The organism is Lentzea guizhouensis (assembly GCF_001701025.1).
Classification (GTDB): domain Bacteria; phylum Actinomycetota; class Actinomycetes; order Mycobacteriales; family Pseudonocardiaceae; genus Lentzea; species Lentzea guizhouensis.
This window is the reverse complement of the sequence record NZ_CP016793.1, coordinates 2,001,313-2,027,113: the sequence shown is the minus strand read 5'-3', so window position 1 is coordinate 2,027,113 and position 25,801 is coordinate 2,001,313. Positions and strand designations below refer to the sequence as shown.

Sequence of the window (25,801 nt, the reverse complement as noted above, 5' to 3'; positions counted from 1 at the left end):
TCTGACCTACCTAGAGCTCGATGACCGTGCCGTCCGCCGGCACCTCCACGCCGGCCTCCCGCAGCTCCGCCGACTCGCGCGAGTCCGGGTCCAGCACCGGGTTGGTGTTGTTGAAGTGCGTGTACATCCGCCGCACCGCCGGGAACCGCCGCAGCTCCGGCAGGCTCGCCGTGATCGGCAGGTGCCCCATCGCCGCCTGCCCGGACGAGCTCCCGGTCGCCGTCCCCATCTCCGAGGCCGCGTGGAACGTGCCGTCCAGCAGCAGGCACTGGGCGCCCGCCACCACCTCGCCGAACCCGGCCGGCCACGACGCCAGGCACGGCGCGTAGACCAGCACACCGCCGGTGACCGGGTCCTCGAACCGGTACGCGACCACCCAGTCGCCGTCCACTGTGGACGAGCGCGCGTACTTCGGGCGTTTGCCGCTGATCGGGATCGCCGTCACCCGGAGTCCGTCGACCTCGAACTCGCCGGTGACCTCGTGCCACGCCACCGGCGCGTACCCGTCGATCACCGTGCGCAGGTCGAAGTGGTCCCGCAACGCGTGCAGCACCGGTCCCGGCGCCCACACCGTCAGCCCCGCGCCGCCGCGCAACGTCAGCAACCCCAGCGTGTGGTCCAGCTCCGCGTCCGTGAACAACGCGCCGCGCAACGGGGTCTCGCGCGGTCCGGGGCCGGGGTTCAGCAACTCACACGCGGCGATCTGGGTGCGGATGTCCGGCGAGGCGTTGACCAGCCACCAGTTGTCGCCATCAGCGCTGACCGCCAGGCAGTCCTGCGACCGCGAGGGCAACTCGCCGGACCGCGCCCGCGCGCACAACGAGCACGCGCAGTTCCACTGGGGGAACCCGCCACCGGCCGTCGTGCCGAGCAGGACCGCCTTCACCGCATCTTCCTCATCGCCATCTCCGGCACGTCGACAGGTGTCATCTCGGTCGCCAAGATCAGGTCCACAGTGGACCGGTCGGGGGACAGCGAGCACACCGGGTCGGTCGCGGCGGCGTCGCCGGTCAGCTGGAACGCCTGGCAGCGGCACCCGCCGAAGTCGATCTCCTTGCGCGGGCAGGAGCGGCACGGGCCCCGCATCCACTCGAAGCCGCGGAAGGCGTTGAACGACGCGGAGTGGTACCAGATGTCGTGCAGGGACGAGTAGCGCACGTTCTCGATCTCCAGCGAGGTGATCACCGTGGCCGCGGGGCACGGCAGCACGTCGCCGTTCGGTGCCACGGTCAGCTGGCGCGCACCCCACCCGTACATGCACGGCTTCGGGTGTGCCTCGTGGTAGTCGGCGATGACGTAGACGATCTCCATCCGCCCGCGCAGCCGTTCCTGGGCCGCGGCGACGACCGGGTCGGCCGCCGCCAGCTGTTCGCGCGTCGGCAGCAGGACGGCCCGGTTGCGCAGCGCCCAGCCGTAGTACTGGGTGTTGGCGAGCTCCAGGCGTTCGGCGCCCATCTCCTCGGCCATCGCGATGATCCCGGCGACGTTGTCGAGGTTCTGCCGGTGCAGCACGGTGTTCACGGTGAGCGGCAGGCCCTCGTCGCGGATGAAGGTCGCCGCCTCCACCTTGCGGTCGAACGCCTTGATGCCCGCGATCCGGTCGTTGCCGGCCTTCGTCGCGTCCTGCAGGGAGAGCTGCACGTGGTCGGCACCGCGCTCAGCCAGATCCCGCAACCGGTCGCGCGACAGGCCCACGCCCGACGTGACCAGGTTGACGTAGCAGCCGAGGCTGTTCGCGTGCGTCACCAGCTCGGGCAGGTCGGGGCGCAGCAACGGTTCCCCGCCGGACAGGTGGATCTGCAACACCCCCAGCGAGCGCGCCTGGTCGAAGACGACGCGCCACTGCTCGGTCGTCAGCTCGGCGTCCCTGCGCACCAGCTCGACCGGGTTCGAGCAGTAGCCGCACTGCAGCGGGCACCGGTGCGTGAGCTCGGCGAGCAGGCCGAACGGGGCCTCAGCCGTCGACATCGACCACCCTCCGTTCCACCAGCCGTGCCACCAGCGTCGCCACGTCCGCGGCGTCGACGCCGGCGTACTCGTCGCCCAGCGCCAGCGCGATGTCTCCCACCGAGCGAACGCCGTCACAAAGCGCCACAACGGAAGCAGCCGTCTCGTTCAGCACCAGCACGCCCTCCGGGAACAGCACCACGTGCGCCGACCGGATCTGGTCGTAGGTGCACTTCACCCCGCGCCGGATGCGCGGCACGGCGTCGAGCGCGACGACCGCGGTCACGGCTTCCCCTTGCCCGAGTAGTAGTCGACGGCGTCCAGCACGGCCCGCAGCACGTCGCACTTGAACGACAACGCCGCCACCGCCGCGAGCTGCTGCTCGCGCGTTGTCGAATGGTCGACCACGATGTCCAGAGTGGCCCGTCCCTCACCGGCGACCGCCTGGATGCGGTCGGTGAAGTAGGCGAACCCCTCCTCGGCGATCCACGGGTACTGCTCCCGCAACGCCGCCAGCCGCTTGCGCATCAACGCACCCGAGAACATCTCGGTCAGCCCGGACGCGACCGCCTCGACCCACGGCTTGGTGCGCGCGAAGTTCACGTAGGCGTCGACGGCGAACTTCGTGCCGGGCAGCACGTGCCGTTCGTCGAGGACCTCCTCCCTGGTGAGCCCCACCGCCTCGGCCAGCCGCAGCCAGTTCTCGGCGCCACCCTCACCCGGCTGCGTCCCGTCGTGCCAGATGATCCGCTCCCGCCACTGCCTGCGGATCTCCGGCAACGGGCAGTTCGACAGGATCGCGGCGTCCTTCTGCGCGATGCAGCGCTGGTAGTACCAGCGGTTCGCGGCCCACGCCTGCAGCTCGTGCTTGCTCAGGCCGCCTTCGTGCATGCGCACGTGGAACGGGTGGGTGTCCCAGTACCGCGGGGCGAGTGCGCGGAGCTCGGCGACGAACTCCTCGGGAGACACGGCAGTCATCAGCGGAAACTCCTCGGAAGAGCGGGAGACGCGCGCAAGGGGGAACCGGGATCCTCCCCGATGGCGAGGATCCCGGCGCGAGGTCCTACGTCAGCTGCGAGCCGCGTAGGCGGTGACCTCCATCGGCGTCTCGAAGTCGCGGAAGTCGGGCTTGACCCACTCGCGCTTGACCTCGGGAAGCTTCTGCTCGGTAGCGGTAGCGGCAACGTTCATGGCGCAACTCCTCCGGTCTTCGGCGTGCCCGGGACGGGCGCGCACGGCTTTCCGTTGGGGGCGCGGCGGCGACTTTCACCGTAGGACTTCCAGTGTGGATCGCGCTAGACCGTCCACAAGGTTCCCTGAAGTCATCGGGCTGGGAACCTGGTCGGTCGAGCCGGGTGACCATCTGAAACCGGTCCAAGTATCGAAACATCGGATGACCGTTGTGGGTTGATGCGAGCTGTGATTGGGTAAACACGCCCTGCAACACCCTCCGCCGCAGACAGAATCCACGAGCGGACCCGAAGGAGAGCACACATGCGTGCTCGTCGTATCGCGGCAGCGGCAGCCTGCACCGCCGTCGCCGCATCCCTCTGCGCCATCCCGGCCTCCGCCCAGGAGGACCCCTCCGCGCTCGCCGAACGGACACTCGCGACCAGGCTCGACATCCCGTGGGACATCGAGTTCCTACCCGACGGCAGCGGCATCTTCACCGAGCGGGACACCCGCAAGATCAAGAAGCTCTCCGGCACGACCGTGACCGAGCTCGACACGGTGGAACAGGCCCAGACCACGGGCGGTGAGGGCGGCCTGCTGGGGCTCGCCGTGTCACCGAGCTTCGCGACCGACAACTCGGTCTACATCTACTACTCGACGGCGACCGACAACCGGGTCGCCAAGCTCGCGCTGGGCGGCACGCCGCAGCCGATCGTCACCGGCATCCCCAAGAACCGCTACCACAACGGCGGCGGCCTGGAGTTCGGTCCCGACGGCTTCCTGTGGGCCACCACCGGCGACGGCCAGAACACCGGCACCGCGCAGAACTGGAACTCGCTGGGCGGCAAGGTCCTGCGCTTCGACACCGCGGGCAGGCCCGCCGCCGGCAACCCCCGCGCCGGCAGCGTCGTCTACTCGATCGGCCACCGCAACGTCCAGGGCATCACGTGGGCCGGCAACACCGCGTACGCCACGGAGTTCGGCAACAACACGACCGACGAGATCAACCGCATCGAGGCCGGCAAGAACTACGGCTGGCCGACGTGCGAGGGCAACTGCAACACCGCGGGCATGACGAACCCGGTGCGGACGTGGCCCAACAGCCAGGCCGGCCCGTCCGGCATCGCCTACCACAAGAACGCGCTGTACGTCGGCGCCGTCACCGGCCGCCGGATCTGGAAGATCCCGGTCAACGGCACCACGCTCGGCACGCCGCAGGCGTTGTTCACCGGCACCTACGGCCGGGTGCGCTCGATCGCTCCCGCACCCGACGGCACCCTGTGGCTCGGCACGTCCAACCAGGACGCCAACGGCCAGCCCGGCTCCACCGACGACCGCATCATCTCCACCGACAGCTGACCTTCACCCATCCGCGCACTGCTGCAACCGCACGCGGGGGCCCGCGTTACCTACAGGGGAACGTAGGGCCCCCGCGTGCCCCTGGGAAACACGGGTGGGTGAGGGGTCAGTTGCGGGCTGCGGGCATTTTGCGGAGCTGGTCGAGGACGGCCGGGTCCTGCAGCTGCATCCACTGGATCACCTCGGTGTAGGTGGCGCACACGGTCTCCGGTTTGCCGCACACCTCGCCGAGGAACTGTTCCATCGCCGTGGAGAACGCCGACCCGTTCCACTCGTTGAAGTGGTTGCCGATCACCAGCGGCGCGCGGTTGCCGTTCAGCGCCGCCCGGTACACCGACCGGTACGTGTCGACGACGATCTGCGTGAACTCACCAGCGCGGGCCGGCTCGTCCTTCGCGCCGTTGAGCGAGTACCAGAGGTTGAAGTCCATCATGACGACCTGCTTGCCCAGCGCGGGCACGCGAACCTCGGGCATCGGGAACTCGTACAGTCCGTTGTGGACGTACGGCCACTGCACGCCGAGCGCCACCTGGCTGGTGTCGTAGACCAGACCGTGCGCGGCCATCGCCGGGAACGCCTCGTCCCAGTTGCCCTCCAGGCACGGCGTCCGTCCACCCCGGACGGCGTCGGCGGCCAGCTTGAACCCGGCGGCGCGGGCCTTGTCGACGATCAGCCTGAACTGGTCCAGCTCCTGGTTCCAGGCCTTGTTGTCCCACTTGTCCACCGACGGCTGGCTGCCACCGGAGCAGAAGTGGCCGTTGTAGTGGGTGCCGATCTCGTGGCCCTCGTCGACGACCTGGTTCAGGTACTCGATGCGCGCCGCGATGTCCTGCCTGCTGCCGCCGAAGTCGATGTCGGAGCGGCCGCGCTTGAGGCCCGCCGGCGGCTGGTACTGCGTCTTGTCCTGGTCGGCCAGCAGGTACACCCCGGACAGCAGGCCCGTGACGTGCGCGCCGGTCTGCCTGGTCAGCGGGAGGACCTTGTCCCAGTGCTGCTTGGACACCGCGCCGTCGAAGGAGAACAGCACGAACTGCGGCGGCTTCTCGCCCTGTCCCAGCCTGTGCATCCACGGCTGCTTCCGCAGCTGTTCCGGTGTGGGGTCGGGGACCCGCGGCGTCGGGCCGGTGTTCTTCGGCGCGGGCAGGCGGGGTGCCATCGGCAACGGGCCCGTCTCCGCCTGCTGCTCCTGGTCGGAGTGCGGACTCAGGGTCATCACCAGCACGAGAGCCAGCGCGAGAGCCACGCCCGTGGTCAACCATCCCCAGCGCTTCACACCTAAGGAGACGACTGGTCACCCGAACGGGTTGCGCGGTGGAGGCGATTGGTCACGCAACGGGCTCGGCGATCACCACACGGTTCGCCTCGTAGCCCTGCTGACCACCGATCCAGGTACCGCCGCACGTGACGAGCACGAGCCGGTGCGGGCCTCGTGGCCCGAAGAACTCGACCGCGCGGGCGGGCAGCTCCTCCTTGCGGACCGTCTCGATCTGCTTGATCCGGAACCGGAACTCCTTGCCGGAGCTGTCCGCGATCACGACCTCGCGGCCGTTCTGCGCCTGCCACAGCTCGGCGAAGGGGCCCTTGGCGCCCTTCCAGTCGACGTGCCCGGCGAGCACGGTCGCGCCCTCGGCGGCGGCGAGTTCGGTGCCCCACCAGGTCGCCTCGCCGATGCCGTCGGGCACGGGAAGCACACCGTCCTCGACCTCGCGGCGCACCAGCGTGGCGGATCCACCGGAGGGCAGCCGCACCGAACCGGGACCGGCCTTGGGCGGCGCGGGTTGCTGTTGCTGCGGTTGTTGTTGCGTGGGCTCGACCGGCTTGGCGTTGTTCGTGTTCGCGCCCCCGATCAGCCCGGTGAGGTCGGCGCCGCGGCCGGTGCTCATCGAGTCACCGACCGGACCGGGACCGACCACGGGGATCTCGTCGGCGACCGGCCGTCCCGCGAGGACGTCGGTCTCCGACGAGGTGACCAGCACGCTGGTGGCGGCGACCCCCGCCACCAGCACACCGGTCAGGAAAGCCCTGGAACTCACTGCCTGCGCCACACCAGCAAGCCTGCCAGCGCCGCGCCGAGCAGCACCAGGCCACCCACCGCGAGCATCAGGCCCGGCCGCAGCTGCGTCTCGAACGACGCCGTGGCCACCGGCGTGCTGCCCTCGGTGCCGGCCGGGATCGTGCTGGGCACGACCGGCGTGTTCGGCTTGTTCACGAGCTCCAGCGCGAGCGTCGAGCCGGGAGCGACCGAGCCGCACGAGGCCGGTGGTGCCTTGGGGTCGAAGAACTCCTCGTACCCCTTGGGCGCGGCGACCTCGACCAGGCAGATCTCCTGCGGCGTGCGCAGCCCCGGCACCTCGACCGTGCCGTCGGCGCCGGTCTGCAGCACCAGCGGCTTGCCGTCGGTGCCGACCAGCGGGCTGTCGTCCTGCTTGAGCGCGGGGCTGGTCTGGTCCTTGGCCGTGACGCGCAGCGCGACGCCCGCGATGGCCTTCTTGGTCTCCGAGTCGATCTTCGTGATCTTCACGGCGCCGGGCGCGGTCCTGGCGGGAGCGTTCGCGGCCGCGGTCAGCTCCTTCTCGCCACCGGTGGTGACGATGCGCTGCATGTTCTCGGTCTGGATCGGCTGGTGCACGACCGGCTTGTCGGCGGGGGAGTCCGCGGTGACCGCGATCGCCGGCTTCGGCCCGGTCGGGATGACCTTGAGCGCGACCGGAGCGCCGTTGGCGTCGGTGGTGACCGTGCCGCTCGCGCTGCCGTCGGTGAGCTTGGCGTCGGTCAGCGTGAAGGAGATCGGGGCGTTGGGGACGCCCTTGTCGTTCTGCTTGAGCAGGGCGACGGTCCAGGTGGACTCGGTGCCGATGACGAGCGGGTCCGTCGGCGCGGCCGCGGAGAGCGTCCACGGGCCGCGGTTGGCCTCGGCGTCGGCCCGCAGGCGCGCCACGGTGTCCATCACGGACTGCGGCAGCCGCGCGGCGTACCACTCGGCGTTGTAGGCGAGGTACTTCGGATCGGGGGTGTCGAACCGCACGGGGCCGTCCGGTGCGGCGGTCCAGCTGTGCAGCAGGTGCGCGAGCGCGGCGGCCTCCTCCGGCGACTTGGTCGTGGAGTAGCGCAGCAGGAGGTAGGAGATGTTCGCGGCGACGGCCGGGTCGAGCTTCTTGCCCGCCTTGGTCAGCAGCTCGTCACCGGGCTTGTAGCCGACGGCGCTGTCCGGCGCGGGCAGGGCGTACTGCACGCACCACACGTGCTTGTCCTGCCACACGTATGAGCCGTGCCACTCCGAGCCCGGTGTCGCGTTGGGCTGGACCTGTGTCGCGTTGTGGCCGATGCCCTTGACGCCGACCGCTGTCGCCGGCGCGGGGACGGTCAGGAGGGCGAGCCCCGAGACCGCCGCCACAGCGGCAAGACGTTTCCAGCCCATGGTGAATCTTGATCCCCTCTGACCAGTGATGATCCCGCGTGCGAGCTTGTCGGTAGCCCACACCGGGGACAAGCCGCCACGAGGGGGAAGTGTGGCGCTACTGTCCGTGTGAATGTGATCGAAATGTGACGCCGGTTACGTGCATCGGGTGTGTCATGCCGCGACACGCCGTAGTCAGGTCACGCTCCGGAGTCTTCGCAGGAGTTCGCGCATTATTGGCGCACGTGTGATCGCTTGAACGAGTAAAGTCGGCTTTACCGACGGGGAACAGGACATCGAGTTCGCTCGTTGATACCCGTGACGGCGTAAGGCAACGCCCCAGGAGGACCAGGTGCGCTCCAGCAGCAACCCGGCTTTCCGTAACCTGCCGACCGGCGGCGGGTACGGAGGCTACGCAGGCTTCGGACAGCCCGAAGCCGGCTACCAGCAGGCCCCGCCGCCGCTGACCAGCGAGCGGCCGATGACGATCGACGACGTCGTCACCAAGACCGGCATCACGCTGGCCGTGGTGGCCGTCACCGCAGTCATCACCTACCTGATGCAGGCTTGGGTACTGCTGTTCCCGGCCGCGATCATCGGTCTCGTGCTCGCGCTCGTCATCACGTTCAAGCGCAACCCGAGCCCGCCCCTCGTCCTCGCCTACGCGGCCGTCGAAGGTGTCTTCCTCGGCGCGTTCAGCGGGATCATCGGGCGCCTGATCGACGGCTGGACCGGCAACCCCGGTCAGGGTGTCGTGGTCATCGGCCAGGCGATCATCGGCACGATCGGCGTCTTCGCCGGCATGCTGATCGTCTACAAGACCGGTGCCATCCGCGTCACGCCGAAGTTCACGAAGTGGATCACGGGCGCGATCATCGGTGTCGCCATCCTGATGCTCTTCAACCTGATCATGAGCTTCTTCACGACCGGCGGCCTCGGCCTCCGCTCGGGCGGCACGCTCGCGATCATCTTCAGCCTCGTCTGCATCGGCCTCGCGGCGTTAAGCTTCCTGATCGACTTCGACGCCGCCGACCAGGCGATCCGGGCCGGCGTGCCGGCCAAGTTCGCGTGGCAGATCGCGTTCGGTCTCACGGTCACCCTGGTGTGGCTGTACACCGAGATCCTGCGCCTGCTGTCGTACTTCAACTCGGACTGACGTCCGGGGTTTTCGATCGAAGGGCGTTCCGTCTCGGCGGGGCGCCCTTCGGCGTTTGTAGGCTGGGACGTGTGGAACACGGGTACCGCCTGGAGATGAAGCCGCCTGCCGTTGACGATTACCTGCGCCTGCGCGAGGAATCCGGTCTGAGCGCGCGCACCAGGGCAGAAGTCGAGAACGGGATCGACGGCGCGTGGGCCGCCGCGCACGTCATTCACGTGGAATCAGGCGAGACAGTCGGCATGGGCCGCGTGATCAGCGACGGCGGCTGGTACTTCCACATCATCGACATGGCCGTGTTGCCCGGTCATCAGCGCAAAGGCATCGGCGACGCCGTCATGACCGCGCTTTTGCGGCTGATCCACGAGCACGCACCCACCGCGAGCGTCAGTCTGCTCGCGGATCCGCCCGGCCGCCGTCTCTACGAACGGCACGGCTTCGTGGACACCGCGCCGGCCTCGGTCGGCATGCGCCGGGCCTAAGCCCGCCAGCGGACGTCCGGCAGTTCCGTGCCGATCTTGATCAGGCAGTCCGTGCAGAGCGCGCCCGCCTGTGCGCGTGACACCCGCTCGTCGGGCACCGAGTGTTCGCAGACGGCCTCGTAATAGGTCCGCGTGCCGTTGGCCTGGTCGAGCGAGAAAGCATGGCATTGCAGGTCATATTCGCTTTGCCACCACACATAGGGCATGTCCGTTCCCTCCTGACTCGTCGGTAGGGACGGACTCCCCCTCGCCCGATGACGCCAATGCACGATGATTCATCTCATCGGCAGGACAACGGCGGGCAAGTAGCTCCGTTCGGGTGATACGGAGCTACTTGCAGGCGTCAAATTGCAGATCTTGGAGAAAGGACCGGGTCAGGAAAGGCGTTCCAGCACCATCGCCATGCCCTGACCACCGCCGACGCACATCGTTTCCAGGCCGAACTGCTTGTCGTGGAACTGCAGCGAATTGATCAGCGTCGTGGTGATGCGCGCGCCGGTCATGCCGAACGGGTGGCCGACGGCGATTGCGCCACCATTCACGTTCAAACGATCCAGGTCGATTCCGAGGTCCTGGTACGAGGGAATGACCTGGGCGGCGAACGCCTCGTTGATCTCGACGAGGTCGATGTCCGAGATGGAAAGGCCGGCCAGGGCCAGCGCGCGCTTCGAGGCCTCGACCGGGCCGAGGCCCATGATCTCCGGCGACAGGCCCGACACGCCCGTCGACACGATGCGCGCCAGCGGCGTGATGCCGAGCTCGCGGGCCTTGGTGTCGGACATGACCACGAGTGCCGCGGCGCCGTCGTTGAGCGGGCAGCAGTTGCCGGCGTTGATCCGGCCGTCGGGGCGGAAGACCGGCTTCAGCTGCGACACGGCGTCGTAGGTCACGCCGGCGCGCGGGCCGTCGTCGGTGGAGACCACGGTGCCGTCGGGCAGCGTGACCGGCGTGATCTCGCGGGCCCAGAAGCCGTCCGCGATCGCCTTCTCGGCGAGGTTCTGCGAGCGGACGCCGAACTCGTCCATCTCCTGCCGCGAGACGCCCTTGAGCAGCGCCAGGTTCTCCGCGGTCTGGCCCATCGGGACGTAGATGTCCGGCAGGGCGCCGGAGACCCGCGGGTCGTCCCACGTCGAGGCGCCCGAGGCGGCGACGGAGGCCGTGCGCGCCTCGGCGTCGGCGAACAGCGGGTTGTGCGTGTCCGGCCACGAGTCCGAGCTGCCCTTGGCGAACCGCGACACCGTCTCGACGCCCGCGGAGATGAACACGTCACCCTCGCCGGCCTTGATGGCGTGCAGGGCCATGCGCGTGGTCTGCAGCGACGAGGCGCAGTACCGGGTGACCGTCGTGCCGGGCAGGGTGTCGTGACCGAGCAGTACGGAGACGACGCGCGCCATGTTGAAGCCCTGCTCGCCGCCGGGCAGGCCGCAGCCGAGCATCAGGTCGTCGATCTGCGCGGGGTCGAGCTGCGGCACCTTGTCCAGCGCCGCCTTGACCATCTGCGCGGCGAGGTCGTCGGGCCGCACGTCCTTCAGCGAGCCCTTGCCCGCGCGGCCGATGGGGGAGCGGGCGGCAGAGACGATCACGGCCTCAGGCATCACGGAACTCCTCGTTGAGGGTCAAGGTCGCATCGAGCCTAGTTAACGCCCGCTCACCCCGGCCAGCGTGAGTGACGAGAATTCCGGAACTCAGACGTGCCGCCTTTGCAGCCACGCCGGCCACCGCGACGGGCCCACCGCGAGCGCCGCCGACCGCAACGGCGCCGGTGCCGCCCAGCCGGCCACAGACCCGCCACCTGGCACAACGGCGCGAGCAGCACGCCGGCCGCCGCTTCGTAACCCACAGCGCTGGGTGGAACCGGTCGGAGCTGAACATGTCGACGTGCCGGGCCAGGAACTCCGGCGCCAGCAGGTTCGCGAGCGACACCGCGGTCCCGCCGCCCGGCGCACCTCGGCCGTCTGCGCCGCCGCGAGCCGCAGGCCGTACCGCCGCCCGACCGCCCTCAGCGGCTGCGGGATCGGCCGCACGATCCCGAGGTCGGGGCACGTGCCGACCACCACGCCGCAGCCGATCTCCCGCAGCCGGCGCACCTGCTCACCGAGCAACGCCGCCGACTCGCGCACCGGCATCCGCGTCGTCACGTCGTTCGCGCCGATGATCACCAGCGCCACCTGCGGCTCGTCGGCGACGGCCCGGTCGACCTGCGGCACCAGGTCCCGCGTGGTCGAGCCGCTGATCGCGTACGTCGTCAGCCGCACCGGTCTGACCGCCTCCTCGGCCAGCGCCTGCGCGAGCAACACACCCGGCATCTGCGAGGGACCGGTCACACCGACGCCCACCGCCATCGAGTCGCCGAGCACCGCGAACCGCACGGGCTCGCCGCCGTCGTCCCGGTAGACCCCGTCGGGGGCCGGCCAGAGGTGTTCCAGCACGCCGATGGCCACGCGGGCCCGTCTGCCCTGCTCGTTCAACAACCCCACCAGCGCGCCGGACAGCCCGCCCAGGGTCGCCGCGGTCATGGTGACCGCGCGGAGGTGCCTCAGCCCGAACATGCGCACCACCCCTTTCCCCCGGAATCGTCGGTACCGCTGTTCGAATCAACCTCCGCCGTCACTAGAGCTAGGCTTCGTCCCGCCATCTCGGAGTGTGGGAGCAGGGAGTGGATACCGGTGGAGTACGTCGAGCACGTCGTCGATCTGGTCGGCAACACGCCGCTGGTCAAGCTGAACTCGCTGACGTCGGGGATCAAGGCGACGGTCCTGGCCAAGGTCGAGTACCTCAACCCCGGCGGCAGCGTGAAGGACCGCATCGCGCTGCGGATGGTCGAGGCGGCCGAGAAGTCCGGTGAGCTGCAGCCCGGCGGCACGATCGTGGAGCCCACCTCCGGCAACACCGGCGTGGGTCTCGCCCTGGTCGCGCAGCGCAAGGGCTACAAGTGCGTGTTCGTGTGCCCCGACAAGGTCAGCGAGGACAAGCGCAACGTCCTCAAGGCCTACGGCGCCGAGGTCGTGGTGTGCCCGACCGCCGTCGCGCCCGAGCACCCGGACTCGTACTACAACGTCTCCGACCGGCTGGTCCGCGAGATCCCCGGCGCCTGGAAGCCGAACCAGTACGCGAACCCGGAGAACCCGGCGAGCCACTACCACCAGACCGGACCCGAGATCTGGCGTCAGACGGACGGCAAGATCACGCACTTCGTCGCGGGCGTCGGCACCGGCGGCACGATCTCCGGCACCGGCCGGTACCTCAAGGAGGTCTCGGACGGCGCGGTGCGGATCATCGGCGCCGACCCGGAGGGCTCGGTGTACTCCGGCGGCACCGGCCGGCCGTACCTGGTCGAGGGCGTCGGCGAGGACTTCTGGCCGGAGACCTACGACAAGACCGTCTGCGACCAGATCGTCGAGGTCTCCGACGCCGACTCGTTCGACGTCACCCGCCGGCTGGCCCGCGAGGAGGGCCTGCTCGTCGGCGGCTCGTGCGGCATGGCGGCCGCGGCGCTGCGCGTGGCCCGCGACCTGCCGGAGGACGCGGTCGTGGTCGTGCTGCTGCCCGACGGCGGCCGCGGCTACCTGTCGAAGGTCTTCAACGACCGCTGGATGGCCTCCTACGGCTTCCTGCCGCCCGACTCGACCGGCGCGACCGTCGGTGACGTGCTGCGGCGCAAGGGCGGCCAGCTGCCCGACCTCGTGCACGCGCACCCGAACGAGACCGTGGGTGACGCGGTGGCGATCCTGCGCGAGTTCGGCGTCTCGCAGATGCCCGTCGTTAACGCGGAACCGCCGGTCATGGCGGCCGAGGTCTCCGGTGCCGTCAACGAGCGCGACCTGCTCGACGCGCTGTTCACCGGCAAGGCCCAGCTGTCCGACCGCCTCGACAAGCACATGGGTGTCCCGCTGCCCACGCTCGGCGCCGGCGAGCCCGTCAGTGTGGCGATGGCGGCCATGGCGCACGCCGACGGCGCGCTCGTGCTGGAGGACGGGAAGCCCGCCGGCGTCGTAACAAGGCAAGACATTCTCGGGTTCTTGGCTGGTCGCTGAGCGTGGAGGCCCGTGCGTCCGATAGCGTGACGCCCCAGATCACCAAGACTCACCCACACACGGCCCAGCCAAGGGGGTTGGAAACCGGATGAACGCTCCGCAGCCGCCAGGAAATCCGTTCGGCGGTCAGCCGCAGCACGAGCAGCCAAACGCGGACGCCACGCAGGTCGTCCCGGGAGGAGGGCAGCCGCAGGCTTCCCACAACCCGGACGCCACGCAGGTCGTCTCGCCTGGTCAGACGCCTGCCGCGCCGCAGCAGAACGCGGACGCCACCCAGGTCGTGAGCCCGGGGCAGGTGCCTCCGGCCGCCGCTGCTCCCGGCTCCGGCGGTTTCCCGGCACAGGGTCCCGGCTCCGGCGGGTTCCCCGCCCAGCAGCCGCCGCCCCCGTACGGCGCTCCGCAGCAGCCGCCGGCCTACGGTGCTCCGCAGTCGAACCCGTACGGCCAGCCCGCGCAGTCGAGCCCGTACGGCCAGCCTGCGCAGTCCAACCCGTACGGCCAGCCCGCGCAGTCCAACCCCTACGGCCAGCCGCAGCAGCCCTACGGTGCGCCGCAGAGCTCGCCGTACGGCCAGCCGCAGCAGCCCTACGGCCAGCCCGGCTACGGCATGCCCGGCCCCGGGATGGCTCCCATGCCGCCCACCGGTTACGCCGAGTGGGGCTCGCGGTTCGTCGCGGGTCTGATCGACTACGGCATCCCCGGTGTCGTCGGCTGGCTGCTCGCGTTCGTGATCAGCCTGATCGGCGCGTCGACCGGATCGCCGGACACGGCGGGCATCTTCGGCCTCGTGGCGATCGTCGTCGGCTACGGCGGATCGCTCGGCTTCATGATCTGGAACACCATCGTGCGCGGTGGCTCGACGGGTCAGTCGCTGGGCAAGAAGGTCGCCAAGATCAAGCTGATCAAGGAGGACACGCAGCAGCCGCCCGGCGGTGGCACCGCGTTCCTCCGCCTGCTCATCAACTACGCCTTCGGTCTGGCGTGCGGCATCGGTGCGCTGGTGAACTACCTGGCGCCGCTGTGGAACCAGCCGAAGAAGGAGACCTACTCCGACAAGATCTGCGGCACCGTCGTGATCAACTGGCCGGAGACGGCGTCGCCCTACGGCGGCCCGAACACCGGCGGTTACGCGCAGCAGCCGGGCACCGGCGGCTACCCGCAGCAGCCGCAGCAGGGTGGCTACGGCCAGCCGCCGCAGCAGGGCTACGGCCAGCAGCAGGGCTGGTAAGACGCTTCGACGGCGCGGCCCCCGGTCTTCACGACCGGGGGCCGTTTCGTTTCCGCACTCCTGCCGGTCGGCGGCCAGACGGGTGAGTACCCTTCGGACATGAGCACCCCATACGGCTTCGCGACCAGGGCGATCCACGCCGGCCAGGACCCGGACCCGACCACGGGTGCGGTGAACGTGCCCATCTACGCGACGTCGACGTACGCCCAGGACGGCGTCGGTGGGCTGCGCCAGGGCTTCGAGTACTCGCGCACCGGCAACCCGACCCGCCGTGCGCTGGAGACCGCCCTCGCCTCTCTGGAACGCGGCCGCTACGGCCGTGCGTTCTCCTCCGGCATGGGTGCGACCGACACGGCGCTGCGCGCGTTCCTCAAGCCCGGCGACCACATCGTCATCCCGAACGACGCCTACGGCGGCACGTTCCGGTTGATCGACAAGGTCTTCTCGCAGTGGGGCATCACCCACTCGCCGGCCCCGGTCTCCGACGTGGACGCCATCCGCGCCGCGATCACCCCGGCGACGAAGCTCGTGTGGATCGAGACGCCGACCAACCCGCTGCTGAACGTCGGCGACATCGCCGCGATCGCCTCGGTCACCCACTCCGCGGGCGCCAAGCTGGTGGTGGACAACACCTTCGCGTCCCCGGCCCTGCAGACCCCGCTGGAGCTCGGCGCTGACGTGGTCCTGCACTCGACCACGAAGTACGTCGGCGGCCACTCCGACGTCGTGGGCGGCGCCCTCGTCACCTCCGACGAGGAGACCGACGCGGCCTTCGGCTTCCTGCAGAACGGCGCGGGCGCGGTCCCGGGCCCGTTCGACGCCTACCTGACCCTGCGCGGCCTCAAGACCCTCGAACTGCGCATGGAGAAGCACTCCGACAACGCCGAGCTGGTCGCCGAGGCCCTGCTGCGCCACCCGAGGGTGAAGAAGGTCATCTACCCGGGCCTGGAGGCGCACCCCGGTCACGCGGTGGCGGCCAAGCAGATGCGCCGCTTCGGCGGCATGGTCTCGTTCCTCGTCGAGGGCGGCGAGGAGGCGGCACTCGCGGTGTGCGCCCGCACCAAGCTCTTCACCCTGGCGGAGTCGCTCGGCGGCGTCGAGTCGCTGATCGAGCACCCCGGCAAGATGACGCACGCCTCGACCGCGGGCTCGATGCTGGAGGTGCCGGCCGACCTCGTGCGTGTCTCCGTCGGCATCGAGTCCGGCGACGACCTGGTGGCCGACCTCCTCGAAGCCCTCGGCTGAGCCGTCACCCGGACCGCACGCGGGGCCCTTTCGCGCGCTCCTGGTGAACGAAAGCTCCCCGCGTGCACCCGCGCAACGACGAAAGGCCCTCCCAGGTGGGAGGGCCTTTCGTCGTTTCACAGCTTCTGCGTCACGGCTTCTTCGAGCCGCCGAACCTGTCCACGTTGTCCGCAACCTCGGCTGTGGGAGCCGCCGGCAGGTCGGCGCCGTTCACGCAGCCGCCGACGAACTCGATCGACTCGCCCGTGCGGACGAAGCGGCCGGCCTCGTCGCAGCCGGCGTGGGCCACGGTCAGGAACGCCGCGCCGGTCAGTGCCGCAGCCGTGGTCACGGCTCCGACCAGCGGAATGACCGCGGCCACGCGTCGTACGAGTGCCATGCCACCTCCCCACGATGTGAGTCCCCTGTGAGGCAGCCTACCGGGGAACGCGCATCAGAGGTTGCCGCGGCGTTCCTGTTCGCGCTCGATGGCCTCGAACAACGCCTTGAAGTTGCCCTTGCCGAAGCCCAGCGAGCCGTGGCGTTCGATCAGCTCGTAGAACACCGTGGGGCGGTCGCCGATCGGCTTGGTGAAGATCTGCAGCAGGTAGCCGTCCTCGTCGCGGTCGACCAGGATGCGGTGCTCCTTGAGGACCTCGATCGGCACCCGGACCTCGCCGATGCGGGCGCGCAGCTCGGGGTCGTCGTAGTACGAGTCCGGGGTCTCCAGGAACTCGACACCGGCGTCGCGCATGGCCGTGACGGTCTTGATGATGTCGTTGGTCGCCAGCGCGATGTGCTGGACGCCCGCACCCTCGTAGAACTCGAGGTACTCGTCGATCTGCGACTTCTTCTTCGCGATCGCCGGCTCGTTCAGCGGGAACTTCACCCGGTGGTTGCCGTTGGAGACGACCTTGGACATCAGCGCCGAGTAGTCGGTGGCGATGTCGTCGCCGATGAACTCCGCCATGTTCACGAAGCCCATGACGCGGTTGTACCACTCGACCCAGTAGTCCATCTTGCCGAGCTCGACGTTGCCGACGCAGTGGTCGACGGCCTGGAACAGGCGCTTCGGGGCACCCTCCGGCCGCTTCACGGTCGAGGTCCTGGCGACGTAGCCGGGCAGGTACGGGCCGGTGTACTTGGAGCGGTCGACGAGCGTGTGGCGGGTCTCGCCGTACGTCGCGATCGCCGCGAGGCGGACGGTGCCGTGCTCGTCGGAGACGTCGTGCGGCTCCTCCAGCACGGTCGCGCCCTGCTGACGGGCGTGCTCGATGCACTGGTCGACGTTGCCGACCTCCAGCGCCAGGTCGACGACGCCGTCGCCGTGCTTGCGGTGGTGGTCGAGCAGGGGGGAGCCGGGCTGCACGCCGCCGTGGATCACGAAGCGGGCCGAGCCCGACTTCAGCACGAACGACTTGTGGGTGCGCTGGCCGGTCTCAGGCCCCGCGTAGGCCACGAGCTCCATGCCGAACGCCACCTGGTACAGCCAGGCGGTCTGGGTCGCGTTGCCCGCGACGAACACCACGGCGTCCATGGCGCGCACGGGGAAGGGGTCCTTGGTCGCGTCGTAGTCGACCAACCCCACGAGCTGCCGGAGCTGGTCGTAGCTCACGTCGTCAAGCTGCTGCGTCATGTTCAACAGCATGAAATGACCCGACAGGGTGAGCAATAGTCGTCAATTTTGCTGCGCAATTTGTACAGTGATGCATGCCCGAAGACCAGCAGAGTGAGCACTCTGACCAGACCGTCGACGAACTGGACGCACGGCTGCTGCTGCTCCTCACCGACGAGCCCCGCCTCGGCGTCCTCGAATGCTCCCGGCGGCTCGGCGTCGCGCGCGGCACCGTGCAGGCCAGGCTGGACAGGCTGACGGACCGCGGCGTGCTCACCGGCTTCCCGCCCGCGCTCGACCTCGGGGCGATGGGCTACGGCCTGACCGCGTTCGCGACCGTCGAGATCGCGCAGGGCCGGCGGCAGGAGGTGTGCGAGGGCCTGGCCGCCATCAGCGAGGTGTGCGAGGTGCACGCGACGACCGGGCAGGGCGACCTCTTCGTGCGGATGGTCGCGCGGTCCAACGCGGACCTGCAGCGCGTGGTCGACCACATCGTCGACGTGCCGCACGTGCGCCGGCTGTCCACGTCGATCGCGCTCTCCACGCCGGTGCCGCCCCGTGTGCGGCCGCTCCTGGAACGCGTGAAGAAGACAGAGGGGCGGCCACCGAGGTGACCGCCCTGTGTCATTGCCCGAACACGTTCGAAGAAAGCTGACGTCAGCCAGCGTAGGGAACGGCGGAGATCAGCGTGACCTTCTGGAGCTTGCCGTTGGGCAGCTCGTACTCGACGGTCTCGCCGTCCTTCGAGCCGTTCAGCGCCTTGCCGAGCGGCGAGGACGGGGAGTAGACCTCCATCTCGCCGTGCGCGCCCTCTTCCCGCGTCGCCAGCAGGAAGGTCTCGGTCTCGTCGTCGCCCTCGTAGCGGATCGTGAGCACCGTGCCCGGTGCCGCGACACCCTTCGTGGTGGGAGCCTCGCCGACCTTCGCGGCCTGGAGCAGCTCGTGCAGCTGGCGGATGCGCGCCTCCTGCTTGCCCTGCTCCTCGCGAGCCGCGTGGTAGCCGCCGTTCTCGCGGAGGTCGCCCTCTTCGCGACGAGCGTTGATCTCGGCAGCCATGACCGGGCGGTACGCGATCAGTTCGTCCAGCTCAGCCTTGAGCCGGTCGTAGGCCTCCTGGGTCAGCCAGGTCACCTGGGTGTCGCTCACGGTCACCAACTCCTCGTCTTGCTCCGGCGCATGCGTGTGCACCAGATAGTTCCCGGGCCTGGGGCTCGGAACGGAAAAACACGGCCCGCGCCGGGGCCGTGCTTGAGCTGCAATAGTAACACGGAGACAACGCTCAGCGACGGCGATTTGTTCCGCATCTCGCCGTTTAAACCGCAGATCACCCGCTTGGCCGCTAGCTCGTGGACAAGTAGGCGGGAACCTGGTAGGAGCAGCCGAAGACTTCGCCGGTGACCGGCGGCTTCGACCCGCGAACAACTGTTGTCTCGACAACGGTCGAATTACCGGGCGGGACCAGAACTTCACGCCGGCCCGCTTCGTCCCCGTCCTTGGACCGGGCCCGAATGATGCACACGGCCGGCCGCTCAGGTTGATCTCGGGAAACCTGGAATGTGACCTCTACCCGCTCGCTGTCGAGGATCTGGAACGCCGTCTGTTCGGCCTCGATCGGTTTTGTGCCGAGATTCCGGTAACCCACGATCGCGACGACCGCACCCACCCCCACGGCTACGGCGAGTAACGCCACCCGCGCCCACCAGGGCAGCTTCTTGCGGGTGCTCCTGCCGTACCGGCCTTCCGGGAGGGCGCGCTGTGCCACTACCCCGCGCCTCCTCAAGCCTCTGGGGAACAATGGTGCCCGACGTTCAGTTGATGAGTGTCGCAGGACCGTTCACACAGGAGGACCACGGGGGTCATGGCCGACAAGCTGCGCCTTATGGCAGTGCACGCACATCCCGACGACGAGTCGAGCAAAGGCGCGGCCACGATGGCCCGCTACATCGCGGAAGGGCACGACGTGATGGTCGTGACCTGCACCGACGGTGGTGCGGGCAGCATTCTCAACCCGGCGATGGACAAGCCGGACGTGCTCGAGAACATCATCGAGGTCCGCCGCGAGGAGATGGCCAACGCGGCCAAGATCCTGGGCATCCAGCACCGCTGGCTGGGCTTCAAGGACTCCGGGCTGCCGGAGGGCGACCCGCTGCCACCGCTGCCGGAGGGCTGCTTCGCCCTCGTGCCGCTGGAGGAGTCCGTCCCGTCACTGGTCGAGGCGATCCGCGACTTCCGCCCGCACGTGATCGTCACCTACGACGAGAACGGCGGCTACCCGCACCCCGACCACATCCGCACGCACGAGATCTCGATGGCCGCGATCGACGCGGCCGCCGACCCCTCGTTCGACCCTTCGCTGGGCAAGCCCTGGGAGACGCAGAAGGTCTACTACTCACACGGCTTCTCCCGCGCCAAGCTGATGGCGTTCCACGAAGCCCTGGAGGCCCGCGGCCTGGAGTCGCCCTACACCGAGTGGCTCGCGAACTGGGACGCCAACCGCCCGGACGTGATGGACCGCGTCACCACCCGCGTCGAGTGCTCCAAGTACTTCGACGTCCGCGACGAGGCCCTCAAGGCCCACGCCACCCAGATCGACCCGACCAGCCGCTGGTTCGCCATCCCGATGGACATCCAGGTCGAGGTGTGGCCGACCGAGGAGTACGAGCTCGTCCGCTCACTGGTCGACTCGACGCTGCCAGAGGACGACCTGTTCGCCGGAGTTAAGGTCTAGGGGTGAACCCCTGGACCGACACGGTTGCGATCGTCGCTGTTCAGCAGCCGTCGAACACGAACGACGACAAGGGTGGCCAGGGGGAGGACTTCGGCAAGTCCTCCCCGGTCGGCCTCGTCCTGCTCGTGCTGTTCTTCATCGCGGTGTTCTTCCTGGTGCGCTCGATGAACAAGCACCTGAAGAAGCTGCCGGCGTCGTTCGACGAGCCGGCGGAGAGCGCGGCGGGCACCTCGGCACCGGCCGAGTCGCCGAAGAAGAAGGACTAGCCGCCGACCTGGCCGAGCCGCGTGCGGATGACGAAGTCGTGCACCTCGTCGAACGCGGGCGGCTCGTGAGGCAGCTCACTGCTCTCCCGCGCCCGCTGCAGCTCCTCGTGCCAGTGCGCCAGATCGGCCTCCAGCCGCTCTGGCGCCGGCCGCGCGTCCACCCCCGCCAGCGCCCGGTGCTCCCCGAGCACCTTGGCCTCGACCAGCGGCCCCAGGTACTCCGGCCCGTCGAGCTTCTCCAGCAACGTCGGCAGGTGGGCGACCACCTCACCGCTGCGCATCAGGTGCACCCCGGTCAGCAGCGCCCGGAACGTGTACAGCAGCGGCTTGATCTCGCCGGTCTTCTCGAACAGCCGCCACTGCGTCGTCGCGAACCCGCCGTAGTGGTGCGCGTGCCGTGATGTCAAGCACCCCGTGGCCAGCTCAACGAGCTGACGGTGGCCGTCTGTCGTGTGCACCACAAGCGGTGAGAGCAGCTGTTCGAGCACGTAACCGTTGGGGCGCGTGAGCAGACGGCAGAACTTCTGCACGTCGTGAGTGACGAGGTCGATCTCCACTCCGTCCCGCACCCACATCCGCTCCTTGGTCTCGGGACCGTGCTTCAACCCGACGACCTCCGTGAGCGGCAGGACGTGCACACCACGCAGGTCGACGTCCGAGTCCCGCGACGGGAACCCGTACAGGTGTGCGCCGGACACCGTCGCGAACAACAGGCCGTGCGACTGCTCGGCGACGACCTCGCTCAGGTCAGGGACCTCAAGACTCACAACGACCTCCTGCGCACCGACACCAGCCAGTCCTCGACGCGGGCCCGGTCCGGGTCCTCCGGCAACGGGCCGTCCGCGTTGTTCAGTTCCTCGCCCAGCCGATGGGCCCACGCCACCGCCTCGTTCCACGGCATCTCACCGCTCCGGATGGCGAGCAGCGACCGATCCGCCGTGATGTCCAAAACACCCGTGCGCATCAGGTGCAACCCGACCAACCGCAACCGCACGACGTGCATGAGCTGCTTCGGCTTGAGATTGCGTCCCGCGCGGGAGAGCTGCATCTCCGTGGCGCGGGTGTACGCGCGCACGGCGTATCGCGAGAGAAAAGCGGGCAACAAGGCTCGTAGCTCCTCCCCGAGCGGCGTGCACACCTCCACCAGCGGGCTCACGAGCGTCTCCAGCACCGTCGGGTTCGACTTCAGCCCGAGCCGGCAGAAGTGCTCCACCTCCCAGCTGAGCTGCTCGTCGGAAGGTCCCTCGACCGACGTCGGCGGCTTCTCGAAACGCCAGAACGCCTCCGTCGGAGCGACGTACACGCCTCGTCTGTCCACATCGGACGACGGGGTCGCCAGCCCGTAGGCGTGCGACCCCACCACAGCTTCCAGGATCACAGTCGTGGGTCCACCGGTTCCGACTCGAGGGCCAGCACGCCGAAGACGCATTCGTGCACGCGCCACAACGGTTCGCCGCGCGCCAGCCGTTCCAGCGCCTCGATGCCCAGGGCGTACTCGCGCAGAGCGAGCCCGCGCTTGCGGCCGAGGCTCCGCTTGCGCAGCCGCGCCAGGTTGGCCGGCTCGGTGTAGTCCGGGCCGTAGATGATCCGCAGGTACTCACGCCCGCGCACCTTCACGCCCGGCTGCACCCGCTTGGCCAGGTTCGCCAGCGGCTTCACCACCATGCCCTCGCCGCCATCTGCCGTCAGCGATTCCCACCACTCGACGCCGCGAGCCACCGAGGCCTCGTCGGTCGTGTCGACCACTAGGTGCCGCGTCTGCTGGAAACCGTCCAGCGAACCCAGCTTCTCCAGGTGCCACAGGTGTGAGCGGTCGTGGAACGTCTGCCCGGCCGCCGCCAGCAGCTGGAACGGTGCGATCCGCACGCCCTCCAGGCCATCGGTCGGCCAGCAGTACCGCGAGTAGGCCTCCTGGTACGCCTGAGCGTTCGCGGCACGACGGGACGTGCGCGCCAGCAGTTCGCCGACGTCGACACCCCGGGAAACAGCCGTCTCCAACGCCGACACCGCCACCGGCAAGGCGCCCAGGGCTGCCGCGCCCACCGCCGCGTACTGCTCGCGGATCAGACCGGAGGCCTTGGCGTTCCACGGCATCAGCTCGGCGTCGATCAGCAGCCAGTCGGTGGCGAGCTCGGCGAACAGCGGACGCACGCCCTCGCGCACCCGGTCGAGCAGCTCCTCGCCCAGCGCGCCGTCGAAGAACGCCCGGCCGGTGCGCGTGTAGATCGCGCCGCCCTCCCTGCGCACCAGCAACACCGCGCGCGAGCCCATGTGCTTCTCCTCGCAGATCACCTGCGCGACACCGGCCGCGCGGTACTCCGCGAACGCGTCGGACGGGTGCTCCAGCACGTCGTCGCGCTGCGAGGTCGCCGTCGGTGCCATCGTCGGCGGCAGGTACAGCAGGTCGTGCGGGTCGATCGCGAACCGGCTCATCACCTCCAGCGCCGACGCCGACTGCTCCGCGCGCACGGTCACTGCGCCCATCACCGACGTGTCGATCCGGCGCGTGCCGGTGACGTCGGTGAGCGACAGCACGTCCGGCTCGCGTTCGGCGGCGGGGGAGGGGAACGGGCGGTCGTTGGCGTACCAGACCTCGTGCGCCTTGACCGAGACGAGCTCCTTCTCCGGGTAGCGCAACGCGGTCAGCTTGCCGCCGAACACCACACCGGTTTCCAGGCACATCGTGTTGTTGACCCACTCGGCTTCCGGCACGAGCACGTGGCCGTACAGCACCATGGCGGAGCCGCGGTAGTCGTTCGCCCACGGCAGCCGCACCGGCAGGCCGTACTCGTCGGTCTCGCCGGTCGTGTCGCCGTACAGCGCGAAGCTGCGCACCTTCGCCGACGCGCGGCCGTGGTAGCGCTCGGGCAGACCCGCGTGCGCCACCACGAGGTTGCCGTCGTCCAGCACGTAGTGCGCGATCAGGCCGTCGCAGAACTTCTGCGCGGCCAGGCGGAACTCCGGCGTCTCCAGCGCGAGCTGCTCCAGCGACTTCTCCAGCCCGTGCCGGACCGTCACCTTGTGCCCGCGCAACGCCCGGACCAGCTTCTCCTCGTGGTTTCCGCGCACGCTCAGGGCGTGGCCGGCCGCGACCATGCCCATCACGAGCCGCAGCACGCCGGGCGTGTCCGGGCCGCGGTCGACCAGGTCGCCGACGAACACGGCCTTGCGAGCACCAGGCGGGACCGCGTCGACCGCACGGCCGTCGGAGTCGCGGACCAGCGCGTAGCCCAGCTCGACGAGCAGCTCCTCCAGCTCGGCGCGGCAGCCGTGCACGTCCCCGATCACGTCGAACGGGCCGGTCTCGTGCCGCAGGTCGTTGAGCAGCCGCTCGTACACGATGGTCGCGGTGTCCACATCGGACTCCGAACGCAGCACGTGCACGCGCTTGAAGCCCTCCTTGCCGAGGTGCTTCAACGACTTCTGCAACGCCGCCCGGTGCCGCTTCACGACGTGCGCGCCGAAGTCGCGGTCGGGACGGGTGGCGTTGCGCCGCAGGCAGACGTCGGTCGGCGTGTCCAGCACGATCGCGACCGGCAGCACGTTCGCCTTCCTCGCGACCTCGACCAGCGCCGCCCGGTCGCGCGGCTGCACGTTGGTCGCGTCGACTACGGTGACCTTGCCGGCCTCCAACCGCTTCGAGGCGACGTAGTGCAGCACGTCGAACGCCGCCGCGGACGCCGACTGGTCGTTCTCGTCATCGGACACGAGACCGCGGAAGTAGTCGCTGGACAGCACCTGCGTGGGCAGGAAGTGCCTGCGGGCGAACGTGGACTTGCCCGATCCGGAGGCGCCGACCAGCACCACCAGACACAGGTCCGGGATCTTCAGTTCCATCAGTTCACTGCTCCCGAGCTGAAAACGGCCATCTGCGTCGGTGCGCCGCGGTCGGCGTCCTCCGGCCCGATCGGCACGAACCGCACGGCGTAACCACGGCGTGCGGCCACACCTCCCGCCCACTCCTGGAACTCCGCGCGAGTCCATTCGAAACGGTGGTCGGAGTGCCGCATCTGACCCTCCGGCAACGTGTCGAACAGCGGGTTGTACTCGACGTTCGGCGTGGTCACCAGCACCGTCGCCGGGCGCGCGACCACGAACACCGAGTGCTCCAGCGCGGGCAGCCGCGACGGGTCGACGTGCTCGACGACCTCCATCAGCACCGCCGCGTCGTACCCGGCGAGCTGCGCGTCCGCGTACGTCAACGCCGACTGCCGCAACGTGATCCGCTCACGCTGCCGGTCGGACATGCGGTCCAGGTGCAGCTTGCGAGCCGCCTCCTGCAACGCCTTCGCGGACACGTCGACGCCCTGGACCTCGGTGAACTCCGGCTCGTTGACGAGCACGCGCAGCAGCGCGCCGCCACCGCAGCCGAGGTCGAGCACGCGCTTGGCCCGTGCCTCCTTCAGCGCCTTGACGACGGCGTCCTTGCGCTGTGCGGCAAGGGAGATCTTCGGCTCGGCCAGGGCGTTGTCGAGCTCCTCCGGCTCGACCTCGTCGACCTCGGCGAGCCGTTCCAGCGCCGACAGCACCAGCGGCCGCTTGCGCGCCAGGTAGCGGGTGGTGATCAGCTCCTTGTCCGGGTGCTGCGTGAGCCAGCCGTCACCGGCCTTGAGCAGCTTGTCGACCTCGTCGGCGGCCACCCAGTAGTGCTTGCCGCCGTCGAGCACGGGCAGCAGCACGTAGAGGTGCTTGAGCGCGTCGCTGAGCCGCACCGTGCCGGTCAGCGTGACGTCGCCGTAACGGGAGTCGCCGTGCTCGACGACCTCGACCGCCCAGCCCAGCGGCGTGAACAACCGGCCGGCGAGCCTGCAGGGCAACGCCGGGATGCGGACGACCAGCGGAATCGGCGTCCGGGCGAGCTCGGGGTAGCTCTCGCTGCGGCCGTTCATGGCGGTGCGGAACACGCTGCCGAGCGCGACCGTGAGCAACGACCCGGCCGCGTAGGGGCGGTCGTTGACGTATTGGGTGAGCGTGCTGCCAGGACCTCGGACGAGCGCCACGGGGTCGACCTCCAGCAGGAGGGCGACCGTGCACTCCTCGTGCGTCGCCTTCGGGTAGAAGACGTGCGCGACTCCCGAGCTCGTCGTGAACGACTGGGCCCGGTCCGGGTGTTTGTGCAGCAGGTGACCGAGGTCGGTCGCCGGCTGGTGGGTCGTGGTCATGGTGAGCAACACGCGGTCGAGTCTGATCGA

Annotated in this window: 28 protein-coding genes; 9 read left to right on the top strand and 19 right to left on the bottom strand. The window is 69.4% G+C overall.

Translation table 11 applies throughout. The features are described 5' to 3' along the window. Positions 1-10 precede the first annotated feature (10 nt). From pqqB to pqqA, 5 genes are all read right to left on the bottom strand, one after another. Positions 11-886 (bottom strand): pyrroloquinoline quinone biosynthesis protein PqqB, encoded by an 876-nt coding sequence (pqqB, locus tag BBK82_RS10135; RefSeq protein WP_065914771.1) that lies wholly within the window; start codon positions 884-886, stop codon positions 11-13. Then, complete coding sequence (gene pqqE / locus BBK82_RS10130; RefSeq protein WP_065914770.1) at positions 883-1,968, bottom strand: pyrroloquinoline quinone biosynthesis protein PqqE; 1,086 nt, start codon at positions 1,966-1,968, stop codon at positions 883-885. The genes pqqB and pqqE overlap by 4 nt, the downstream gene beginning before the upstream one ends. Next, positions 1,955-2,233 (bottom strand): pyrroloquinoline quinone biosynthesis peptide chaperone PqqD, encoded by a 279-nt coding sequence (pqqD, locus tag BBK82_RS10125; RefSeq protein WP_065914769.1) that lies wholly within the window; start codon positions 2,231-2,233, stop codon positions 1,955-1,957. Before pqqD ends, pqqE begins: the two co-directional genes overlap by 14 nt. Then, a complete protein-coding gene (gene pqqC, locus BBK82_RS10120) occupies positions 2,230-2,925 on the bottom strand; it encodes a pyrroloquinoline-quinone synthase PqqC (RefSeq protein ID WP_065914768.1) in 696 nt (231 codons plus the stop codon). Before pqqC ends, pqqD begins: the two co-directional genes overlap by 4 nt. 90 nt (positions 2,926-3,015) lie before the next feature. Further along, positions 3,016-3,138: a pyrroloquinoline quinone precursor peptide PqqA gene (gene pqqA / locus BBK82_RS10115; RefSeq protein ID WP_063798906.1), complete on the bottom strand. Its 123-nt coding sequence runs from the start codon at positions 3,136-3,138 to the stop codon at positions 3,016-3,018. A 303-nt stretch (positions 3,139-3,441) separates the two neighbouring features. Between pqqA and BBK82_RS10110 the strand changes: the two genes are divergently transcribed. Then, the gene (locus BBK82_RS10110) at positions 3,442-4,479 is read left to right on the top strand and encodes a PQQ-dependent sugar dehydrogenase (protein WP_065914767.1); all 1,038 of its coding nucleotides are present in this window, start codon (positions 3,442-3,444) and stop codon (positions 4,477-4,479) included. 106 nt (positions 4,480-4,585) lie between these two features. Here BBK82_RS10110 and BBK82_RS10105 read toward each other — a convergent pair whose 3' ends face one another. From BBK82_RS10105 to BBK82_RS10095, 3 genes are all read right to left on the bottom strand, one after another. Continuing rightward, positions 4,586-5,722 (bottom strand): polysaccharide deacetylase family protein, encoded by a 1,137-nt coding sequence (locus BBK82_RS10105; RefSeq protein ID WP_237048117.1) that lies wholly within the window; start codon positions 5,720-5,722, stop codon positions 4,586-4,588. An 82-nt stretch (positions 5,723-5,804) separates the two neighbouring features. Then, the gene (locus BBK82_RS10100) at positions 5,805-6,512 is read right to left on the bottom strand and encodes a class F sortase (protein ID WP_065920953.1); all 708 of its coding nucleotides are present in this window, start codon (positions 6,510-6,512) and stop codon (positions 5,805-5,807) included. Beyond that, complete coding sequence (locus BBK82_RS10095) at positions 6,509-7,897, bottom strand: MSCRAMM family protein (RefSeq protein ID WP_083267898.1); 1,389 nt, start codon at positions 7,895-7,897, stop codon at positions 6,509-6,511. Before BBK82_RS10095 ends, BBK82_RS10100 begins: the two co-directional genes overlap by 4 nt. A 331-nt stretch (positions 7,898-8,228) precedes the next feature. Here BBK82_RS10095 and BBK82_RS10090 point away from each other — a divergent pair, with 331 nt between their 5' ends. Both BBK82_RS10090 and BBK82_RS10085 read left to right on the top strand, forming a co-directional pair. Next, positions 8,229-9,032 carry a Bax inhibitor-1/YccA family protein gene (locus tag BBK82_RS10090; protein ID WP_065914765.1) on the top strand — a complete coding sequence of 268 codons (804 nt, stop codon included), beginning with the start codon at positions 8,229-8,231 and terminating at the stop codon, positions 9,030-9,032. A 71-nt stretch (positions 9,033-9,103) separates the two neighbouring features. After that, complete coding sequence (locus BBK82_RS10085) at positions 9,104-9,514, top strand: GNAT family N-acetyltransferase (RefSeq protein WP_237048116.1); 411 nt, start codon at positions 9,104-9,106, stop codon at positions 9,512-9,514. Here BBK82_RS10085 and BBK82_RS10080 read toward each other — a convergent pair. The 3 genes from BBK82_RS10080 to BBK82_RS10070 form a co-directional block, all read right to left on the bottom strand. Continuing rightward, on the bottom strand, positions 9,511-9,720 hold the full coding sequence (locus BBK82_RS10080) for a hypothetical protein (protein WP_065914763.1): 210 nt from the start codon (positions 9,718-9,720) through the stop codon (positions 9,511-9,513). The two genes, BBK82_RS10085 and BBK82_RS10080, sit on opposite strands and share 4 nt — an antisense overlap. A 168-nt stretch (positions 9,721-9,888) precedes the next feature. Then, complete coding sequence (locus BBK82_RS10075) at positions 9,889-11,109, bottom strand: acetyl-CoA C-acetyltransferase (protein ID WP_065914762.1); 1,221 nt, start codon at positions 11,107-11,109, stop codon at positions 9,889-9,891. Positions 11,110-11,199: 90 nt separating this feature from the next. Next, entirely contained in the window at positions 11,200-12,063 is an 864-nt protein-coding gene (locus tag BBK82_RS10070; RefSeq protein ID WP_237048115.1) for an SGNH/GDSL hydrolase family protein, read from the bottom strand. 117 nt (positions 12,064-12,180) lie between these two features. On the opposite strand from BBK82_RS10070, the gene BBK82_RS10065 reads away from it, so the two are divergent. From BBK82_RS10065 to BBK82_RS10055, 3 genes are all read left to right on the top strand, one after another. Beyond that, the gene (locus tag BBK82_RS10065) at positions 12,181-13,548 is read left to right on the top strand and encodes a cystathionine beta-synthase (RefSeq protein WP_065914760.1); all 1,368 of its coding nucleotides are present in this window, start codon (positions 12,181-12,183) and stop codon (positions 13,546-13,548) included. A gap of 88 nt (positions 13,549-13,636) precedes the next feature. After that, positions 13,637-14,776, top strand: coding sequence for an RDD family protein (locus BBK82_RS10060; protein ID WP_065914759.1), 1,140 nt, complete (start codon positions 13,637-13,639; stop codon positions 14,774-14,776). A 99-nt stretch (positions 14,777-14,875) separates the two neighbouring features. Then, positions 14,876-16,021, top strand: a complete 1,146-nt coding sequence (locus tag BBK82_RS10055) for a cystathionine gamma-synthase (protein WP_065914758.1) — start codon at positions 14,876-14,878, stop codon at positions 16,019-16,021. Between the two features lie 130 nt (positions 16,022-16,151). On the opposite strand, the gene BBK82_RS10050 is transcribed toward BBK82_RS10055, so the two are convergent. Both BBK82_RS10050 and hppD read right to left on the bottom strand, forming a co-directional pair. Beyond that, positions 16,152-16,400: a hypothetical protein gene (locus tag BBK82_RS10050; RefSeq protein WP_065914757.1), complete on the bottom strand. Its 249-nt coding sequence runs from the start codon at positions 16,398-16,400 to the stop codon at positions 16,152-16,154. Between the two features lie 54 nt (positions 16,401-16,454). Then, entirely contained in the window at positions 16,455-17,636 is a 1,182-nt protein-coding gene (hppD, locus tag BBK82_RS10045) for a 4-hydroxyphenylpyruvate dioxygenase (protein WP_065920951.1), read from the bottom strand. 74 nt (positions 17,637-17,710) lie between these two features. Between hppD and BBK82_RS10040 the strand changes: the two genes are divergently transcribed. Beyond that, the gene (locus tag BBK82_RS10040; RefSeq protein WP_065914756.1) at positions 17,711-18,229 is read left to right on the top strand and encodes an Lrp/AsnC family transcriptional regulator; all 519 of its coding nucleotides are present in this window, start codon (positions 17,711-17,713) and stop codon (positions 18,227-18,229) included. 43 nt (positions 18,230-18,272) lie between these two features. Here BBK82_RS10040 and greA read toward each other — a convergent pair whose 3' ends face one another. Then, positions 18,273-18,770 (bottom strand): transcription elongation factor GreA, encoded by a 498-nt coding sequence (gene greA / locus BBK82_RS10035; RefSeq protein ID WP_154697967.1) that lies wholly within the window; start codon positions 18,768-18,770, stop codon positions 18,273-18,275. 184 nt (positions 18,771-18,954) lie between these two features. Next, complete coding sequence (locus BBK82_RS10030; protein ID WP_065914755.1) at positions 18,955-19,377, bottom strand: DUF4307 domain-containing protein; 423 nt, start codon at positions 19,375-19,377, stop codon at positions 18,955-18,957. A gap of 96 nt (positions 19,378-19,473) precedes the next feature. Between BBK82_RS10030 and mca the strand changes: the two genes are divergently transcribed. Both mca and BBK82_RS10020 read left to right on the top strand, forming a co-directional pair. After that, the gene (gene mca / locus BBK82_RS10025) at positions 19,474-20,343 is read left to right on the top strand and encodes a mycothiol conjugate amidase Mca (RefSeq protein WP_065914754.1); all 870 of its coding nucleotides are present in this window, start codon (positions 19,474-19,476) and stop codon (positions 20,341-20,343) included. Between the two features lie 29 nt (positions 20,344-20,372). Continuing rightward, positions 20,373-20,609: a hypothetical protein gene (locus tag BBK82_RS10020; RefSeq protein ID WP_065920950.1), complete on the top strand. Its 237-nt coding sequence runs from the start codon at positions 20,373-20,375 to the stop codon at positions 20,607-20,609. Here the strand turns inward: BBK82_RS10020 and BBK82_RS10015 are convergent. Genes BBK82_RS10015 through BBK82_RS10000 form a run of 4 tightly spaced genes read right to left on the bottom strand, consistent with a single transcriptional unit; the run spans position 20,606 to position 25,783 of the window. Then, positions 20,606-21,376 (bottom strand): nucleotidyltransferase domain-containing protein, encoded by a 771-nt coding sequence (locus tag BBK82_RS10015; RefSeq protein WP_218920603.1) that lies wholly within the window; start codon positions 21,374-21,376, stop codon positions 20,606-20,608. The genes BBK82_RS10020 and BBK82_RS10015 overlap by 4 nt on opposite strands. After that, on the bottom strand, positions 21,373-21,987 hold the full coding sequence (locus BBK82_RS10010) for a nucleotidyltransferase domain-containing protein (protein ID WP_065920949.1): 615 nt from the start codon (positions 21,985-21,987) through the stop codon (positions 21,373-21,375). Before BBK82_RS10010 ends, BBK82_RS10015 begins: the two co-directional genes overlap by 4 nt. Then, positions 21,984-24,446, bottom strand: coding sequence for a polynucleotide kinase-phosphatase (locus tag BBK82_RS10005; protein ID WP_065914753.1), 2,463 nt, complete (start codon positions 24,444-24,446; stop codon positions 21,984-21,986). The genes BBK82_RS10010 and BBK82_RS10005 overlap by 4 nt, the downstream gene beginning before the upstream one ends. Further along, on the bottom strand, positions 24,446-25,783 hold the full coding sequence (locus BBK82_RS10000; RefSeq protein WP_065914752.1) for a 3' terminal RNA ribose 2'-O-methyltransferase Hen1: 1,338 nt from the start codon (positions 25,781-25,783) through the stop codon (positions 24,446-24,448). The genes BBK82_RS10005 and BBK82_RS10000 overlap by 1 nt, the downstream gene beginning before the upstream one ends. Positions 25,784-25,801: the final 18 nt, after the last annotated feature.